12 protein-coding genes are annotated in these 17,210 nt (G+C 61.5%); 5 read left to right on the top strand and 7 right to left on the bottom strand.

Features of this window, described 5'->3' with window-relative positions; genetic code table 11:
- Positions 1 to 108 precede the first annotated feature (108 nt).
- Positions 109 to 1,671, top strand: a complete 1,563-nt coding sequence (gene ahpF / locus J3P77_RS12135) for an alkyl hydroperoxide reductase subunit F (protein WP_434676878.1) — start codon at positions 109 to 111, stop codon at positions 1,669 to 1,671.
- Positions 1,672 to 1,766: 95 nt separating this feature from the next.
- On the opposite strand, the gene gloA is transcribed toward ahpF, so the two are convergent.
- On the bottom strand, positions 1,767 to 2,288 hold the full coding sequence (gloA, locus tag J3P77_RS12130) for a lactoylglutathione lyase (protein WP_434676877.1): 522 nt from the start codon (positions 2,286 to 2,288) through the stop codon (positions 1,767 to 1,769).
- 154 nt (positions 2,289 to 2,442) lie between these two features.
- Here gloA and J3P77_RS12125 point away from each other — a divergent pair, with 154 nt between their 5' ends.
- Positions 2,443 to 3,006: a DUF4946 domain-containing protein gene (locus tag J3P77_RS12125; RefSeq protein WP_434676876.1), complete on the top strand. Its 564-nt coding sequence runs from the start codon at positions 2,443 to 2,445 to the stop codon at positions 3,004 to 3,006.
- A gap of 482 nt (positions 3,007 to 3,488) precedes the next feature.
- Here the strand turns inward: J3P77_RS12125 and J3P77_RS12120 are convergent, their stop codons facing one another.
- The 6 genes from J3P77_RS12120 to J3P77_RS12095 all read right to left on the bottom strand — a co-directional run bounded on the left by J3P77_RS12120 (position 3,489) and on the right by J3P77_RS12095 (position 12,385).
- Positions 3,489 to 3,851: a histone-like nucleoid-structuring protein, MvaT/MvaU family gene (locus J3P77_RS12120; RefSeq protein WP_434676875.1), complete on the bottom strand. Its 363-nt coding sequence runs from the start codon at positions 3,849 to 3,851 to the stop codon at positions 3,489 to 3,491.
- Positions 3,852 to 4,230: 379 nt separating this feature from the next.
- Positions 4,231 to 5,331 (bottom strand): tetratricopeptide repeat protein, encoded by a 1,101-nt coding sequence (locus J3P77_RS12115; RefSeq protein WP_434676874.1) that lies wholly within the window; start codon positions 5,329 to 5,331, stop codon positions 4,231 to 4,233.
- 135 nt (positions 5,332 to 5,466) lie between these two features.
- Positions 5,467 to 6,864, bottom strand: coding sequence for an efflux transporter outer membrane subunit (locus J3P77_RS12110; protein ID WP_434676873.1), 1,398 nt, complete (start codon positions 6,862 to 6,864; stop codon positions 5,467 to 5,469).
- A complete protein-coding gene (locus J3P77_RS12105) occupies positions 6,864 to 10,055 on the bottom strand; it encodes an efflux RND transporter permease subunit (protein WP_434676872.1) in 3,192 nt (1,063 codons plus the stop codon). Before J3P77_RS12105 ends, J3P77_RS12110 begins: the two co-directional genes overlap by 1 nt.
- 12 nt (positions 10,056 to 10,067) lie before the next feature.
- Positions 10,068 to 11,309 (bottom strand): multidrug efflux RND transporter periplasmic adaptor subunit MexE, encoded by a 1,242-nt coding sequence (mexE, locus tag J3P77_RS12100; protein ID WP_434676871.1) that lies wholly within the window; start codon positions 11,307 to 11,309, stop codon positions 10,068 to 10,070.
- Between the two features lie 158 nt (positions 11,310 to 11,467).
- On the bottom strand, positions 11,468 to 12,385 hold the full coding sequence (locus tag J3P77_RS12095) for a LysR family transcriptional regulator (protein WP_434676870.1): 918 nt from the start codon (positions 12,383 to 12,385) through the stop codon (positions 11,468 to 11,470).
- 316 nt (positions 12,386 to 12,701) lie between these two features.
- On the opposite strand from J3P77_RS12095, the gene J3P77_RS12090 reads away from it, so the two are divergent.
- The 3 genes from J3P77_RS12090 (at position 12,702) to J3P77_RS12080 (ending at position 17,198) form a co-directional block, all read left to right on the top strand.
- Positions 12,702 to 13,727, top strand: coding sequence for a zinc-dependent alcohol dehydrogenase family protein (locus J3P77_RS12090; protein ID WP_434676869.1), 1,026 nt, complete (start codon positions 12,702 to 12,704; stop codon positions 13,725 to 13,727).
- Between the two features lie 502 nt (positions 13,728 to 14,229).
- Positions 14,230 to 15,732: a hypothetical protein gene (locus tag J3P77_RS12085; protein WP_434676868.1), complete on the top strand. Its 1,503-nt coding sequence runs from the start codon at positions 14,230 to 14,232 to the stop codon at positions 15,730 to 15,732.
- A 59-nt stretch (positions 15,733 to 15,791) separates the two neighbouring features.
- Entirely contained in the window at positions 15,792 to 17,198 is a 1,407-nt protein-coding gene (locus J3P77_RS12080; RefSeq protein WP_434676867.1) for a PLP-dependent aminotransferase family protein, read from the top strand.
- Positions 17,199 to 17,210 lie beyond the last annotated feature (12 nt).

The following is a 17,210-nucleotide window of genomic DNA, read 5'->3' as shown; positions in this document are numbered from 1 at the left end:
GGGGCGTTGAGCTCTTGAGCAAGTAAACCGCATCGCCCCTAAAAAACGCCCGGGCGGTCCTCGCCTGGGCGTTGTTATTTCTACCCTCTGAAAAAAGGAAGCCGACACATGTTGGACGCCAATCTTAAAGCCCAGTTGAAGTCGTACCTGGAGCGGGTCACTCGCCCCATCGAGATCGTCGCGTCCCTTGATGACGGCGCGAAGTCTCAGGAAATGCTTGCATTGCTGAACGATGTGATCAGCGTTTCCAAAGACGTTACCTTGAATGACAGCGGTACCGACGCGCGTACTCCGTCGTTCTCGCTCAACAGCCCCGGGAAAGACATCAGCCTGCGTTTCGCCGGCATCCCGATGGGACACGAATTCACTTCGCTGGTCCTGGCCTTGCTGCAAGTCGGTGGTTATCCGCCGAAAGTCAGCGCCGAGACCCTCGAACAGGTTCGCTCGCTTGAAGGCAACTTCAAGTTCGAAACCTATTTCTCACAGTCTTGCCAGAACTGCCCGGACGTTGTCCAGGCGCTCAACCTGATGGCAGTGGTGAACCCGAACATCGAGCACGTAGCTATCGACGGCGCGCTGTTCCAGGACGAAGTCACCGATCGCAAGATCATGTCGGTGCCCAGCATTTACCTCAACGGTGAGCTGTTCGGCCAGGGCCGCATGGGTCTGGAAGAAATCCTCGCCAAGATCGATACCAGTGCCGGTACTCGTCAGGCCGAAAAACTCAACGCCAAGGAAGCTTTCGAAGTCCTGGTCGTTGGCGGTGGACCTGCAGGTTCCGCAGCCGCCGTCTACTCGGCGCGTAAAGGTATCCGCACCGGCGTCGCGGCTGAACGTTTCGGTGGCCAGGTGCTGGACACCATGGCGATCGAGAACTTCATTTCCGTGCAGCACACCGAAGGCCCGAAACTGGCGGTCGCGCTCGAAGAGCACGTCAAGCAGTACGAAGTCGACATCATGAACCTGCAGCGTGCCGATAAGCTGATCCCTGGCAAGGCCGGTGAGCTGCATGAGGTCAGATTCGCCAGCGGCGCGAGCCTCAAGGCCAAGACCGTGATCCTCGCCACCGGCGCACGCTGGAGGGAGATGAACGTTCCGGGCGAGCAGCAATACCGCAACAAGGGCGTGGCGTACTGCCCGCACTGTGACGGTCCGCTGTTCAAAGGCAAGCGTGTCGCGGTCATCGGTGGTGGTAACTCGGGCGTCGAAGCAGCCATCGACCTGGCGGGCATTGTTTCCCACGTCACGCTGCTGGAATTCGACGTGAAACTGCGCGCTGACGCTGTCCTGCAACGCAAGCTGCACAGCCTGCCGAACGTGACCGTGCTGACCAACGCGCAGACCACGGAAGTAACCGGCGACGGCGAAAAAGTGAACGGCCTGCGCTACAAGAATCGCGAAACAGGCGAGGAAATCACCGTTGCGCTGGAGGGTATCTTCGTCCAGATCGGTCTGTTGCCGAACAGCGAATGGCTCAAAGGCGCAATCGAGCTGTCACCGCGTGGCGAGATCGTTGTCGATGCACGTGGCGAAACTTCGGTGCCGGGGATCTTTGCTGCCGGTGACGTGACTGTCACGCCGTACAAGCAGATCATCATCGCCCTGGGCGAAGGTGCCAAGGCGTCGCTGAGCGCCTTCGATCACCTGATCCGCACTTCCGCGCCGGCCTGACCCGCTGTAGATATAAACCGCGTCAAATGAAAAAGCCCCATGAGTGATCATGGGGCTTTTTTTGTGGGCCACAGGCGCTGGTCAGGCGCAGCGCTTTACAGCGGCGTCGGCTGAATGATTTCAACCCAGTAGCCGTCCGGGTCCTTGATGAAAGCCAGGCTGTTCATGCGGCCGTCGGCCAGGCGCTTCTGGAAGGTCACACCCAGTTTTTCGAAGCGCTCGCAGGCAGCGTGGACATCCGGCACCGAAATGCAGATGTGGCCGAACCCGCGCGGGTCGCTGTTGCCGTCGTGATAAGCGAAATCCGGGTCACTTTCGGTGCCGTGGTTGTGGGTCAGCTCCAGAATGCCGGGAATCGACTTCATCCACTCGTTGCGCGCGGCGTCGTCGGCGGGGATCTGCGCCTTGTCGACCAGCGCCAGGAAATACAGGCTGAATTGCGCTTCCGGGAAGTCACGCTTCTCGACCAGGCTGAAGCCCAGCACGCGGGTGTAGAAGTCCAGCGAGGCAGTGATGTCCTTGACGCGCAGCATCGTGTGGTTGAACACGAACTGTTGGGTCGCAGCCTCGGGCTCGGCAGTGACGCCCGGGAATGTGTTGAGTGCTTGCAAGCTCATGAGTCTCTCCAACTGAGTGTTCAAATACGTCCAAATGATACGGAACCTGAGGGCCAGTGCCAAACACCGATATGGGCATCGGCGCGCGAGGCAGCTTGATCGTGCAGGGCAGGGGGCTCAGACTTCAGGGTCTGCTTTCCGGGTAACCTCAACCATGAATTTTGCGCTATATACCTTGCCGGGGCGCAGGCTGTGCCTGGCGCTGTCTGTGTCCGCCATCACCACCTTCGCCCAGGCGCAGGCCCCTGCGATTACCTGGCCGGCCGGTTGGGAGATCGAGGCGTTGCCGGCCCCACCTGATACGCCCGCCACGTCTCCTGTTCAGGTCAGACAGCGGGCGGTGAAAAACGATCAGGCGGGCAATCCCGGCATGGTCATGGAGTTGACCCAGACACCTCTGGCACCGGGGCATCAGGTCAATGTTCAGGGCGTGCTGCTGGAGATGCGCAAAGCCGTTCAGATCAACTTCGCCCGCAGCGGGTTGCAGAGCGCCTGCACTCAGGTGCGAGAAACGCGGCTCAGCGAGGTACCGGCGCTGGAGACCACCTGCACCGTTACCCAGAATGGCGTGCATGTGTTGACCCAGACCCTGGTTGCCGCAGCCAGCCAGAAAATGGCCTGGTCGCTGTCTTACGCAGGTTCAGCCAAGGCCTATGCGGACAGCAAAGAGGAGGTTTTGCGGATTCGTGAAAGTGTCAGGCTGGACAGCGCGCCGTGAGGGGATTTTCTTCAGGCAAAAAGAAGCCCGCCGAAGCGGGCATTGGGGCGCTATTCCTTTAGCGGTCTTCATCATGTAAGAAAGTATGTGAAAAAAGCGTGAAGCTTTGCGACGTCCGTCGGCCTCAATTGGGATCTGTCCGTCCGCTTGTTAGGAAATTTCCTTCACTAAACAAAAACTATCCGGCGAGGCGACTGTAGGTCGGCACCAACACCCGGACCATTTTTTATGCATTTTTAAAGGCGCGCCGACTTTTCGACAGCGGCGGAAAGTTTATTGGCGTCAGTATTTTTACGGCGGAGATGTTTGTGGGATGCACTTTCTATATACGCACGACATATGCAGCCTCAGGCTTGAAAAGCGTATATAGGCGAACAGGCTGTAAGGGCTCGCTGGCGCGGCAACATGGGCCGACTTTTTGGTTATTGTCCAGGCAAAAGAAAAGCCCTGCGGGTGCAGGGCTTGGGGTATCGCAGCTTGGGTCAGGCGCGTAACCAGGAGTCCACGGTATCTACACCGTACTGCTCTTTCCAGGACTTCAGGCCGCGATGATTGCCGCCCTTGGTCTCGATCAGTTCGCCGGTGTGTGGGTTCTGATAGACCTTGACGACGCGCGCCCGACGGCGCTTGGGGCCGGCCGGAGCGATCAGCGTGGACGTGCTGACCGGATCGAGAATCGCAACGATGTCGCGCAGGCTCTTGCCGTAGGCGCCCATCAGCTCTTTGAGCTTCTGCTCGAACTCGATCTCCTTCTTGAGCCCCGCGTCATTCTTCAGTGCTTCCAGCTGTGCCAGCTGTTCTTGAAGGGCCTTTTCTGCTGCTCGAAACTCGGCAAGTCTGGACAAATAACATACTCCGACAGTGTAGTGGCCGTTACCGGCCCAAATAGAGCGATTAAACGTCAGTGCCGCACGGTTCGCTCGTTCGTTGCTACCCGGTCCCCAGCGATGTCGATGATGAAACTAAACGTTCCAGCCAGTACCGCAGAAGATAGCGGGTAGTTATTAATCAGTAGCGGACAAATGATGCACGTTTTTTTCGCGATAGAAAATAGTCTGCGTGAAATTGATTATATGAATTCGCAATTTTGAGCGTTACTTCGTCAAAGGTTTGTCTTATCTGATGAAGGAGGTTGTAAGTTATTTCCGAAAAGCAGTAACGCGCGAGATCCTTGCGCCGATTCCGCGGGTGATGACCGGGGCGGCGCAGTAGACGAACGGTGCCTCACAGCCCTTGTTGCAGCGCCGGGTCATCAGGGTTCTGCTGTTCCAGCTCGGCCAGCAGCACCTGCACGTTCTGCAGCTGGCCGTTTTCCTTCCAGTACTGGATCAGCAGGACACGCGCCCGGCGGTTGGCGGGCTCATTCTGCAGGATCTGGGTCAGTTGCTTCTGCGCGGCTTCCAGTTGCTGCAAGTCATGCAGTGCGAGCGCCAGATCGTAGCGATAGTCGTTGTTGCCCGGCGCCAGCTCCGACGCCTTGGCCAGGCTGAGCAGCGCGTATTCACTCTGGTCATGTGCGAGCAGCCAGGTGCCCAGCGCATGCTGCAGCTGTGCGGAGTCGGGGTGACGCTGCAGCAGGCGGGCAAACAGCGCGCGTGCTTCATCGGCCTGGCCCTGGCTGTCCAGCAGCTCGATGTGGGCCAGCGCGGCTTCGATATTTTCCGGATCCAGCGTGATGGCTTGTTGCAACGCGGCGAGCGCGGGTGCAGTGTCGCCGGTTTGCAGATACAGACGGGCAAGCTGGAGCTGATTCCCGGCGGAGGCCGGCTGTGCCTTGAGGAATTCCTGATAGGCCTCGGCACTTTGTTGCAGCACGCCGAAGTACAGACCCAGCTGGTCGGGCGTGAGACCGAGCAGCGCACGCGTGGCACCGAAGCGCACGGCCTGTTCTGGGTCTTCGAGCAATGGTCCGAGCAGCAGGCTCCACTGGTCATTGCTCAGCAGCTTTATGCTGGCGTCTATTGCGGCCAGTCGTACCGTCGATGAAGGGTAGGTCAGTTGCGTGTCGAGCAGCTTGAGCGCCTGCGGGCTCGGGTAGTTGTGCAGCTCGGCCAGCAGTGCGATGCGCCGGTCATCGCTGATGTCGGTGCGGGCCAGCTGCTGATACAGCACCCGGGCCGCGCCGGGTTTGCCGTGATGGGCCAGATCGAGCGCTTGGGCATAGGTGTGACTGAGCCGGACCGGCGCGGTACTCGCCGAGCGATCTCGCCATGACCAGACCAGCAGGCAAAGCGCTGCAAGGAAAACAACGACCGCCAGCACAATCCACTTGCGGCGCGCGGTAAAGATGGAAGGCGAGGCGCCCTGTGTCGGCAGCTTGGGCATATCAGAATCCATTTCTTGACGGCGTCTAGCTTCGGGGCTCTGCGCAGGGCTGTCAAACTTCAATCGGACCAGGCCTGCAAGGCATAAAAAAACCGCGCCCCGGGGCGCGGTTCATTTCTGCGGCGTAGCGGCCTGTCAGGCCTGGGGCTGCCAGCCACCGCCGAGCGCCTTGTAGATCGCCACGATTCCGCGATACAGCTCGATCTCCGCTTGCGCCTGCGAATCCTCGGCGGCCAGACGCTCGCGCTCGGCATCCAGCAGCACCAGAAAGTCGGCCGTACCTTCACGATACTGCACGGAAGCGAGTCGGGCAGCCGCACGGCTGGATTCGCTCTGGCGCATCAGCGACAGCAGACGCTGCTGGCGCTTGTCGTAGTCGCTGAACGCATTTTCCGATTCTTCCAGCGCGAGCAGCACTTGCTGTTCGTAATTGGCCAGCGCGCCTTCGGCATCGGCATCGGCACTGCGGATCTGCGCCCGCACGCTGCCCAGGTCGAACGCCGCCCAGGTAATGCTCGGGCCCAGCGACCAGGCCTTGGCCGCCGACGAGCCGATCTGCGAACCGCGCCCGGCGGTGAAGCCCAGGAAGCCGCTCAGGCTGACCCGTGGGAACAGGTCCGCCGTTGCCACGCCGATACGAGCCGTGGCCGCCGCCAGCTGACGCTCGGCGGCGCGCACGTCCGGACGATTGCGCAACACCTGGGTAGGGTCGCCGATCGGCAGCGCCTTGGTCACCGCGGGCAATTTGCTTGGGCTCAGATCGACACTCAGGGTTTCCGGGCGCTCGCCCAGCAACGTCGCGATGCGGTTGCGTTGCCGCACCTGTTCAGCCTGCAACTGCGGCACCGTTGCTTCGACCGCCGCCAGGCGAGCGTCGGCGCGCACCACGTCCAGCTCGTTGCCGACGCCGGCATCGCGCAGTTGAGTGGTAACGCCTTGCGAGTTCTGCTGGTTCTTCAGGTTATCCCGGGCAATGGCTTCGCGCAGCTGCGCGCCGCGAAGCTGGCCGTACGCATCGACCACCTCGGCGATCAGCGTGACCTGCAGCTGATAGAGATCAGCCTCGGCCGCTTCCTGATCCGCATCGCTGGCTTCGAGCTGGCGCTGGATGCGCCCGAACAGATCCAGTTCCCAGGCCATGTCCAGCCCCAGGTCGTAACGCTCGCTGTTGACGCGGCGGTCGGTCACGCCCGGTTGCTGGCCTTTGCCGATGTCGCTGCTGGCGCGGCTGGTGACCACCGGCATTGCGTCGTTGCTGACGTCGTCGCGTATCGCCCGCGCCGATTTCAGTCGGGCGAAGGCGACGCGCAGATCGCGGTTGCCGCTGAGCGACTGGGCGACCAGTTTGTCGAGCGTCGGATCCTCGAACTGGTGCCACCACAGTGCGTCCAGTTTCGAGCGGTCGTAGTTGCCGTGGCTGGCCGACGCCACGGCCGCCGGTGCGGTTTGCGGCGCCTTGTAGTCCGGACCGACCGCACAGGCGGCCAGCGCCAATACCAGCAGGCTGGGGACAAAGAGTTTCAGCGCGCTCATTAATGCATCTCCGCGGACAGCATGTTCAGTTTTTGCGCGCGGGCCGCCTTGCGGGCCTCCTGGCGCTCGACGAAGTTTCGAATCAGGACATAGAACACCGGCGTCAGCAGCAGGCCGAAGAAGGTCACCCCGAGCATGCCGGAGAACACCGCCACACCCATGGCATGACGCATTTCCGCACCGGCGCCGCTGGAGATCACCAGTGGCACTACACCCATGATGAACGCGAACGAGGTCATCAGGATCGGTCGCAGACGCAGGCGGCAGGCTTCCAGCACCGCATCGAGCGGGCTCATGCCTTCCTGCTGTTTATCCTTGGCGAACTCGACAATCAGAATCGCGTTCTTGCACGCCAGGCCGACCAGTACGATCAGGCCGATCTGGGTGAAGATGTTGTTGTCGCTGCCCGCGATCATCACCCCGGCAATGGCCGAGAGCAGGGTCATCGGTACGATCAGGATGACCGCCAGCGGCAGGCTCCAGCTTTCGTACTGTGCGGCCAGCACCAGGAACGCCAGCAGTACGCACAGCGGAAAGACGAACAGCGCGGTGTTGCCCGACAGGATCTGTTGATAGGTCAGGTCGGTCCATTCGAACGTCATGCCGTTGGGCAGCTCGGCATTGAGCAGCTTCTCGACCGCTGCCTGAGCCTGGCCGGAGCTGTAGCCGGGTGCCGCCGCGCCATTGATCTCGGCGGTGATGAAGCCGTTGTAGTGCATCACGCGGTCCGGGCCTGCGGTGTCGCTGACCTTCACAAAGGTTGCCAGCGGGATCATCTCGCCCAGATTGTTGCGCACCTTGAGCTGACCGATCTGATCGGCGTCCTGACGGAACTGCTGTTCAGCCTGGACATTGACCTGATAGGTACGGCCAAAACGGTTGAAGTCATTGGCATACAGCGAGCCCAGGTACACCTGCAAGGTGTCAAAGATGTCGTTGATCGCCACGCCATGGGTCTTGGCCTTTTCGCGGTCAATGGCTGCGTCTACCTGCGGCACGTTGACCGTGTAGCTGGTGAACAGGCCCGCGAGTTCCGGCACGCTGCGGCTCTTGGCGATGATGTTCTGGGTTTCCTTGTACAGCTCGTCATAACCCAGGTTGCCGCGGTCTTCGATCTGCAGGCGGAAGCCGCCGATGGTGCCAAGACCTTGAACCGGTGGTGGCGGGAAGATCGCCATGTAGGCTTCCTGAATCGAAGCGAACTGGCCGTTCAGCGCACCGGCGATGGCGTTGGCCGACTGGCTTGGGTCCTTGCGCTCGTCAAAGGGCTTGAGCGCCACGAACACCACACCGTTGTTCGGGCTGTTGGTGAAACCGTTGATCGACAGGCCCGGGAAGGCAATCGCGTTCTCCACGCCCGGCTGTTTCAGCGCCAGGTCCGACATGCGCTTGATCACGTCTTCAGTGCGATCCAGGCTGGCGGCGTCCGGCAACTGGGCGAACGCGACCAGGTACTGCTTGTCCTGGCTGGGTACGAAACCGGTCGGCGTACTGGCGAAGCCCATCCAGGTCAGCACCATCAGGCCTGCGTAGACCAGCAGGGCGATGCCGCTGCTGCGGATGACCCGTGCCACCGTGCCCACGTAACCATGGCTGGCTTTTTCGAAGAAGCGGTTGAATGGACGGAACAGCCAGCCGCCGAGCAGGCGGTCGAGGAATCGCGAGAAGCGATCTTTCGGCGCGTCGTGGCCCTTGAGCAACACCGCGGCCAGCGCAGGAGACAGGGTCAGCGAGTTGAAGGCCGAGATCACCGTCGAGATTGCGATGGTCAGGGCGAACTGTTTGTAAAACTGCCCGGTCAGGCCGGAGATGAACGCCGCCGGCACGAATACGGCACACAGCACCAGCGCGGTTGCGATGATCGGCCCGGTCACTTCGCCCATGGCCTTGTGAGTGGCATCCACCGGCGTGAGGCCGAGCTCGATGTTGCGCTCGACGTTTTCGACCACCACGATGGCGTCGTCGACCACGATACCGATGGCCAGCACCAGCCCGAACAGCGACAGCGCGTTGAGCGAGAAGCCGAACATGTGCATCACGGCGAAGGTACCGATCAACGATACCGGCACCGCGACCAGCGGGATGATCGACGCACGCCAGGTCTGCAGGAACAGGATGACTACCAGCACAACCAGGATCAGTGCTTCGAACAGCGTATGGATCACCGCCTCGATGGAGCCGCGCACGAAGATCGTCGGGTCATAGACGATGCTGTAATCCATGCCTTGCGGGAAGTTCTTCTTCAGCTCGGCCATCTTCGCCCGCACATCGTTGGAGATGTCGATGGCGTTGGAGCCGGGACGCTGGAAGATCGGAATGGCGACCGCGGGTTTGTTGTTGAGCAGAGAGCGCAGCGCGTATTGATTGGAGCCAAGTTCCACGCGAGCGACGTCTTTGAGGCGAGTGATTTCGCCGTCCGCGCCCGAGCGGATCACGACGTTCTCGAACTCTTCCTCGCTGACCAGGCGGCCCTGGGTATTGATCGACATCTGGAAACTGGTGGCACTCGGCGAGGGCGGGGCGCCCAACTGGCCGGCAGCGACCTGACGGTTCTGTTCGCGAATGGCATTGACCACATCGGTCGCCGTCAGGTTACGCGACGCGGTCTTGTTCGGGTCCAGCCACACCCGCAGCGAATAGTCACCCATGCCGAACAGCTGCACATCGCCCACGCCGCCCAGTCGCGCCAGCTCATCCTTGATGTTGAGCACGGCGTAGTTGGACAGGTACAGCATGTCGTAGCGGTTGTCCGGGGAGGTCAAGTGCACGACCATCGTCAGGTCGGGCGACGCCTTGTCCACGGTAATGCCGATCCGCGTCACTTCCTCGGGCAACTTCGGCTCGGTCCGGGTTACGCGGTTCTGCACCTGCACCTGCGCGTTGTCCAGGTCGGTGCCCAGCGCGAAGGTGATGGTCAGGGTCAGTTTGCCGTCGGCGGTCGCCTGGGAGGACATGTACAGCATGTTCTCCACGCCGGTGATCGCCTGCTCAAGTGGCGAGGCCACGGTTTCACCGATCACTTTCGGGTTGGCGCCCGGGAAGTTGGCGCGTACCACCACGGTCGGCGGCACGACTTCGGGGTATTCGCTGATCGGCAGCTGGAACAGCGAGATCGCGCCGGCGATCAGGATCAGCAGCGAGAGCACCGCGGCGAAGATCGGCCGGGAAATAAAGAATTTGGAGAAGTTCATCGGACAAGTCCCTTAGCCGCGAGGCGTGCTGGCGCTGGCAAGTTTGACGGCCGCTTTGGGCGTCACGTGTGGCTGGGTGCTGGCCTCAAGGGCCTGGCGTTGTTTGAGCAGCAGCGCGAGGGTTTCGGCGCTGGCCATCGGCGTCACTTCCGGGTCCACCGGTTGGCCCGGGCGTACGCGCTGCAGGCCCTTGACCACGATGGTGTCCTCCTTGCCCAGACCGCTGCGCACGATGCGCAGGCCTTCGATCTTCGGACCCAGTTCAACCGGGCGGTAAGCCGGCTTGTTGTCCTGGTCCATCACCAGCACATATTTCTTGCCCAGATCGGTCCCGACCGCTTCGTCATTGATCAGCACCGCAGAGTAAGTGCCGCTGCCGACCAGCTTGAGCCGCGCGTAAAGGCCTGGGGTGAAGCTGCCGTCGGTGTTATCGAACACCGCACGGCCGCGGATGGTGCCGGTGCGCGGGTTGACCTGGTTGTCGACAAAATTCATCTGGCCCAGGTGCGGGTTGCCGGTTTCGCTGGAAAGGCCCAGGTAGACCGGTGTGGTCTGGCCGCGCTGGCCTTTGCGCGCCAGCTCGGTGTACTTGAGGAACACGCGCTCGTCGGCGTCGAAGTAGGCGTAGACCTTGTCGGTGGACACCACGCTGGTCAGCGGCGTGACATCGGCGGTCACGATATTGCCGGCGGTGATCTCGGCGCGGCTGACGCGGCCGCTGATAGGCGCAGTCACGCGGGTGAAGCTGAGGTTGAGGCGGGCGAGGTCCAACTGAGCCTGAATGGCAGCGACGCCGGCTTTGGCTTCCTGCGCCGCGGTGGCGCGCGAGTCGGCGAGTTCAGCCGAGATGGCGTTGTTGGTGCGCAGGCGCTCGCCGCGTTCGGCTTCATTCTGGCTGCGGGTGGCCACGGCGCGGGCCTGTTGCAGCTGTGCTTCGAGGCGGCGTACTTCAGACTGGAACGGGCGCGGATCGATCTGGAACAACAGGTCGCCTTTCTTGACCAGCGAGCCATCGGTGAAAGCCACCTGGTCGATCTGGCCGGAAACCCGAGGTCGGACTTCAACAGTCTCCGGCGCCTCAAGGCGGCCGGTGAACTCGTCCCATTCATTGACTGGTTGTTCCAGCACCTTGGCGACGCTGACTTTCGCAGCCGCCGGTGCCGTCGTGGCCTCAGGCGCACGCCCGCAGGCGGTTATCACGATCAGGGCCAGGGCAGTGAGGGGATAGCGCAAATGGGAGAATGACTGAGACATGGGAAAATCCGCCGATGGTAAGAATGGGCGGATTCTGTTGCTGCGCGGGTGTTATTAACGAATCGAATAAACCGAAGGTCAATATCACTCGGATTGATAAAAGTTCCGTAAAAGAAATGTCATGTCGGTCCGAGGCGAGGGCCGCGGGCCAGAGCGTCTCAAGCCAGGCTGTCCGGATCGCCGAAGAACATCTGAATCCGCGAGCGCAGCCAGCGTTCGCCAGGATCGTTGTCCTGCGCGCCGCGCCACGCCATGTGCAGTTCGAAGGTGCGGGTTTCCAGCGGCAGGTCTTCGGCGCGCACGCCGCCGGCGGCGGTCAGCACCTGGGCGGCGTAATCCGGGACAGTGGCAATGATGTCGGTGCCGGCCAGAAGGGTGGCCAGACCGTTGAACTGCGGGACGGCCAGTACCACGTGGCGCTTGCGGTCGAACTCTTCCAGATACTCGTCGATGAAGCCGCTCAGGTCTCCGGCGAACGACACCAGCGCATGGGGCCGGGCGCAGAAGTCGTCCAGCGACAGCTTGCCCGGAATCGAATCGGCGCGCAGCAGCTGCGGCCTGCTGCGGCGCAGGACCTTGCGCTTGGCATTGGCCGGCAGGTCCTGCGTATAGCTGACACCCACCGAGATTTCACCGGATGCCAGCAGTGCCGGCATGAGGATGTAATTGACCCGACGGATTACCAGCACAATGCCCGGCGCTTCGGAGCGCAGGCGCTTGAGCAGGGTGGGCAGCAGGGCAAATTCCACGTCGTCGGACAAGCCGATGCGAAACACGGTCGTGCTGGTCGCTGGCACGAATTCCGAGGCCCGACTGACCGCCGTGGAAATCGAATCCAGCGCCGGGGACAGCAGGCCGAAAATCTCCGTCGCGCGGGCGGTCGGCTCCATGCTGCGGCCAGTGCGCACGAACAGCGGATCATCGAACAACCCGCGCAAGCGTGACAATGCGGCGCTGATCGCCGGCTGCCCGAGGAACAGCTTCTCCGCCGCGCGAGTGACACTGCGCTCATGCATCAGGGTTTCGAAAACAATGAGCAAATTGAGGTCGACGCGACGCAGATCATTGCGATTCATACAGGAGGTCCGGGGCCGTTTGTCGAGGGAGAACGTGGCAGGTTGCGATAGTACGAGCAAATGCGGATGCCGCGCACCGAAAATTCATCCAATTGTGTGGGAAGGCGCTTCTACAGCCTCGCAGGTTGCAATGTTGTGTCGACATGCGAACAATGGCGGCCGGCCGCACCATGGCGTGACAGCGTTGTCTGAGCTGTCAGGGTCTGTGCGAACACAATCGATTACAGGCATGTCGACTATTAATAGCTGCTGATAGAGTTATCGGCAGTGCCCGGATAGAGTTCATGGCATCAAGGTTTCCAAGGCGAGGTTCTAAATGTCCCGCATGATCCGTTTTCACCAGTTCGGCCCGGCCGAGGTGCTCAAGGTCGAAGAGCACCCTGTCGCGCTGCCTGCTCCCGGCGAGGTGCAGGTGCGTGTGCAGGCCATCGGCGTCAGCTGGTATGACGTTCTCTGGCGGCAAAATCTGGCCTCGACCCATGCACGTCTGCCGGCCGGTCTGGGTTATGAAATGGCAGGCGTGGTGACCGCGCTTGGCACCGGCGTCGATGATCTGTCGATCGGCGACCGGGTCGCCAGTTTTCCCGCCGCCGATGCCAATCAGCACCCGGTCTATGGCGAAGTCATCGTGCTGCCTCGCACCGCGCTGACCCGCTATCCGGATTTGCTGACGCCGCTTGAAGCGAGCGTGCATTACACGCCGTTCCTGATTGCGTACTTCGCTTACAAGGATCTGGCGCGTATCAAGGCCGGTCAGAGCGTGCTGGTCACCGATGCGAGCCACTGCGCCGGGCCCAATTTCGTTCAGCTTGGCAAGGCGCTGGGCGTGCGGGTGATTGCCGCGACCAAGACCAGTGATGCGCGGGACTACCTGTTGTCGCTGGGCGCGGACAAGGTGGTGGTCACCGAGGAGCAGGACCTGCTGATGGCGGTCAACAAGTTCACCGAGGGCCGCGGCGTGGACGCGGTGTTCGATGGTCTGGGCGGCCCGCAGATGTCGATCATGGGCGACGTGCTCGCACCGCGCGGCAGCCTGGTGCTGTATGGCTTGCAAGGTGGCAACCAGACGCCGTTTCCGGCCTGCGCGGCGTTCCAGAAGAACATCCAGTTCTTCGTGCACTGCCTGAGCAACTTCACCGGCAAGCCGGAGCTGTCGATCAAGCAGGACGCCGAAGCACTGCAGCGTGCGTTGCGCGACATCAACCAGCTGACAGCCGACCGGGTGCTCACGGCGCAGCTGACACGCACCTTCACCTTCGAGCAAGTGGTGCAGGCGCACCGGTACATGGACAACTGCCCGATAGGTGGGCGGGCGGTGCTTGTACTCGACCCTGACGTCTGAAAATGTCTGTTGATCTCTGAAGCCTTCCATTGCATGGAAGGCTTTTTTATTGTCGACACCAAAGCATGATCGCGGTGGTAGTGCTTTATGTTTAGTTGTTTTCTGGCGTTAGACCAGAGCGTTTATAGTCGTTAGTTAAAACACTGGTCGGTAACTTGATAATTCCTACGTTAGCAATGTCTCTGGTCTGAAGTTCTGTTCTGTCAGGGGAGAAAATCAACGGGCTTCTCGCCAGCAAGCTGGCGCCCACAGGGCTGCGGACGCCGCTTCCGGCACAGGCTACCGTTAAACATTATGTTTGTTCCAGCAACTTGATCCGCCCAGACTGTACCGTTTTCGCGGCGTATCTGTGCATTGTAATCGGCGGGCAGATACTGATAATAGTTTGGTAAATATTACTCAGGGAATGAGTCATGCTTGATTATGAAGCCGGTTACCGGTCTGCTGTCGAAAACTGCTCTTGCGCTGTTTCGCGCGTACGATCAGGGGCGGGCGTGAACCAATGAGCACTATCCACGAACAGGCGATGAATTACGTCTACCAGCAAGTACTGCAACGCTTGTTGAGCTACTTCACTCGCGCCGAGCGCACCGCGTTGCAACTGTTGATTCAGCGTTTGATCGTTGCGGCAGGCGGTATCGAGCGTATTACCAGCTTCAAGGCGCTGGTCGCGTTCGGCGGCGGCAAGGACAGCGCCTACACCCTGGCCTTCATGCGCGCCGCCCAGTTGAGTATCGCCTGCCGGGCGCCAGGGACGTTCAACCTGCGCGTCGCCACCATGCGGCATGTGGGGATCACGCCAGCGGTGATGGACAATATCCATCGCAGCTACTCGGCACTGTTTCTTTACGATGACCCGCGTGTCGAGACGCTGGTGATCGACAACCAGTACATCCAGGCCTTCGAGCCCGATCTGCCGTTCTCCAGTGCCGGTCGCGAGCAGAATCGGGCCGACATGCTGATTGCCGGGCACCTCTCGGCAGGTGACGGACGAACGACGTTCTGCAATCGCTGTTACCTCAACCTCGCGGAGTTCCTGACGCGCGCGGCCGGGTGGGGCACAGGCGTAGACGCGCTGGTCAGCGGCGATTCGCGCAAGGAGCAGAAACAGTACGGCACCTGGCTTTCGCGGCTCGCGCAGGCAAGCGGGCAGGGTGGTTCGTGGACGCTGCAAAGCCTGGGCGGGGCGCTGCGGGTTGTCGACGACATCGGTCAGGCCTGGCATCGGGAGCTTTACGACGAGGCCGAGGACAGCCACGGACCTGCGCCACGGCCGCTCGTTCAGCCTGGCAAGTCGGCTGTGCCCGCGCTGATATCCATCGCCGATCTGGTGCGTTGCCGGGTTGACGAGCATTGGAACCTGCTGACCGAGTTCCTCGGTTTCGGTTTCACCGATCTGGCGTTCAGTTTCAGCGAGTCCGACTGCGCCAACCCGCTGCTGATGGCGCACATGCGCGGCCTCCATGCTCAGTACCTGCAGCAGCGCGGCTACGCCGACGGCATCGCCGAGTACCTTCAACTGGCCGCCGTGCTCATGCGCCGCAAACAGATGCCGCAGCGCCTGATCGATCAGGCGCTCGGTGCCTGGCAAGGTGCCGAACGCATCGAGTCGCGGCGTCTGCTCGCCGCCAGCTACGCGCAGGAAGGTTTCGGTCTGAATGAGTCGCAACTGGTATGCCTGTTGTTCTCGCCTTTTGTCGACGAGGGCCGCGGACTCGAAGCCTTTTTGCGGCGCTGCCATCCCGGCATGCTGGTGGCTTTGCCTGATCTGCACAAAGCGTTGCAGGGCAGCGGCGCGCCGGAGCAGGTACTGCAATGGCTGACGGACATCAGCGGCATGAGCCTTGCGGGCGCGCAGAGTCTTTATCGCAAGCGGCGCGTCGATTTCACAGACCCCGATTCGATCATTGCCCGCATCCGCGCCTCGGATCCGGATAAGTGCCGGGTACATACGGTCGATCCTGAAAATGGTCAGCCGGTGCTGGAAATCATTTCCGGTCGCTGAATCCCTTTCCCTTGTGCAAACGGCTGCCGCTTCGGCAGCCGCTCTACCGTCGAGCAATCATGAAAAGTAAAACGGATTTCGCCTATCAGGCGGTGTACCGCTATATCGCCCGTCTGGTAAACGAGGTGCAGGCCGATTCGACCAAAAAGCTGCCGTCGCTGCGCCAGCTGGCGCGCCGGCTGCGGGTCTCGATATCGACGATCCAGAGCGCGTACGCGCTGCTGGAAAAGGAAGGCCGGGTCTGCTCGGTGCCAAAGTCCGGTTACTTCGCCGTGCCTCTGATCGGTGGCGATGATTGCCAGCTCGACGGTCCCGGCGAGGGCCGCCTGCTCGACCTGTACCTGCGCCATGCCCGCCGCCCCGGCATGACACTGCTCGGCAATGACGAACCCACGATGGTGCAGTCGCTGGACGAGCAGCTGCTGCTCACCGAACGTGAGTTGCTGCGCCAGTACCCGCGGCCCCACGACCCCGGCTTCCAGCCATTCGGCGACCTGGAACTGCGTAACGTGCTGGCAGCGCGCTACACCAGCGATGCCCAGCACGGCTGGTACCCGGAAAATGTTTATGTCGGGCCCGATCTGCCGACGATGCTGCAGGCAGTAGTCGAGACCCTGCAATTGCGCGGTGCCGCCGTACTGGTGGAGTCGCCCTGTCCGTGGAACGTGCTGCATCTGTTGCAGTCGTTGAATGTCCGGGTCATCGAGTTGCCAATGGACGACAACGCAGCTGTGAGCATGGCGGGGCTTGACCAGCTGTTGCTCGACGAAAACATCGGCATGGCGATGCTGTCTTCGTCAGTCAATCCTGTCTCCGGCAACACTCTGCCATGGCCCGACCGACAAGCCATTGCCCGACTGCTCAATCGCTCCCGAGTGTGGGTGATGGAAAACGACACCCACGGCGATCTGACCTTTGCCGGTGGGCGCGGCCGGCTGCGCGACCTGATCGACCCGCAACGCCTGATCATTCTCGGTGCGTTCGACAAGACCCTGAGTCTGGAAACACCTTACGGCTACCTGCTGTGTCGTCAGCTCGCGCCGCAATGGCAGCGGTATTTTCTCGCTCGCGCCTTCGAACGGGCGCCGATCCGCCAGAAGGCCATCGCCCGACTCTGCGGCAACGGTCGGCTGGATGCTCACCTGCATGAACTGCAACAGGCACTGGCCCGACGAATGCTGGCGATGGCGCGTCTGCTTGATGAGCACCTCGGGCCACTGCTGCAGGTCGAGCGACCGGCAGGCGGCAGCGCGATCTGGGCCAGGAGTACTGCGCGTGTCGACATGCGCGCGGTATTCGACAGCCTGGTGCAGCAGCGCATTGTGATAACCCCCGGTGCGTTGTTCAGTCTCGACGAGCGCTACTCTCAACACCTGCGGATCGGCTACACGCTCGACCGGCAGCTGGATCTGCCTCGCTTGATGACCGCTCTGGGCGAGGCGGTGTGTCAGGCACGTCGACATTGAACACCCCCCAGC

This window comes from Pseudomonas sp. R1-18 (assembly GCF_051132095.1).
Lineage (GTDB): Bacteria > Pseudomonadota > Gammaproteobacteria > Pseudomonadales > Pseudomonadaceae > Aquipseudomonas.
The sequence above is the reverse complement of the archived record's forward strand: the minus strand, read 5'-3'. Positions and strand labels throughout refer to the sequence as shown.

What these genes read in the sequence shown, in the direction of transcription:
- ahpF (WP_434676878.1), top strand. Translation starts at nt 109, where the DNA reads ATGTTGGACGCCAATCTTAAAGCCCAGTTGAAGTCGTACCTGGAGCGG.
- gloA (WP_434676877.1), bottom strand. Translation starts at nt 2,288, where the DNA reads ATGAGCTTGCAAGCACTCAACACATTCCCGGGCGTCACTGCCGAGCCC.
- J3P77_RS12125 (WP_434676876.1), top strand. Translation starts at nt 2,443, where the DNA reads ATGAATTTTGCGCTATATACCTTGCCGGGGCGCAGGCTGTGCCTGGCG.
- J3P77_RS12115 (WP_434676874.1), bottom strand. Translation starts at nt 5,331, where the DNA reads ATGCCCAAGCTGCCGACACAGGGCGCCTCGCCTTCCATCTTTACCGCG.
- J3P77_RS12110 (WP_434676873.1), bottom strand. Translation starts at nt 6,864, where the DNA reads ATGAGCGCGCTGAAACTCTTTGTCCCCAGCCTGCTGGTATTGGCGCTG.
- J3P77_RS12105 (WP_434676872.1), bottom strand. Translation starts at nt 10,055, where the DNA reads ATGAACTTCTCCAAATTCTTTATTTCCCGGCCGATCTTCGCCGCGGTG.
- mexE (WP_434676871.1), bottom strand. Translation starts at nt 11,309, where the DNA reads ATGTCTCAGTCATTCTCCCATTTGCGCTATCCCCTCACTGCCCTGGCC.
- J3P77_RS12095 (WP_434676870.1), bottom strand. Translation starts at nt 12,385, where the DNA reads ATGAATCGCAATGATCTGCGTCGCGTCGACCTCAATTTGCTCATTGTT.
- J3P77_RS12090 (WP_434676869.1), top strand. Translation starts at nt 12,702, where the DNA reads ATGTCCCGCATGATCCGTTTTCACCAGTTCGGCCCGGCCGAGGTGCTC.
- J3P77_RS12085 (WP_434676868.1), top strand. Translation starts at nt 14,230, where the DNA reads ATGAGCACTATCCACGAACAGGCGATGAATTACGTCTACCAGCAAGTA.
- J3P77_RS12080 (WP_434676867.1), top strand. Translation starts at nt 15,792, where the DNA reads ATGAAAAGTAAAACGGATTTCGCCTATCAGGCGGTGTACCGCTATATC.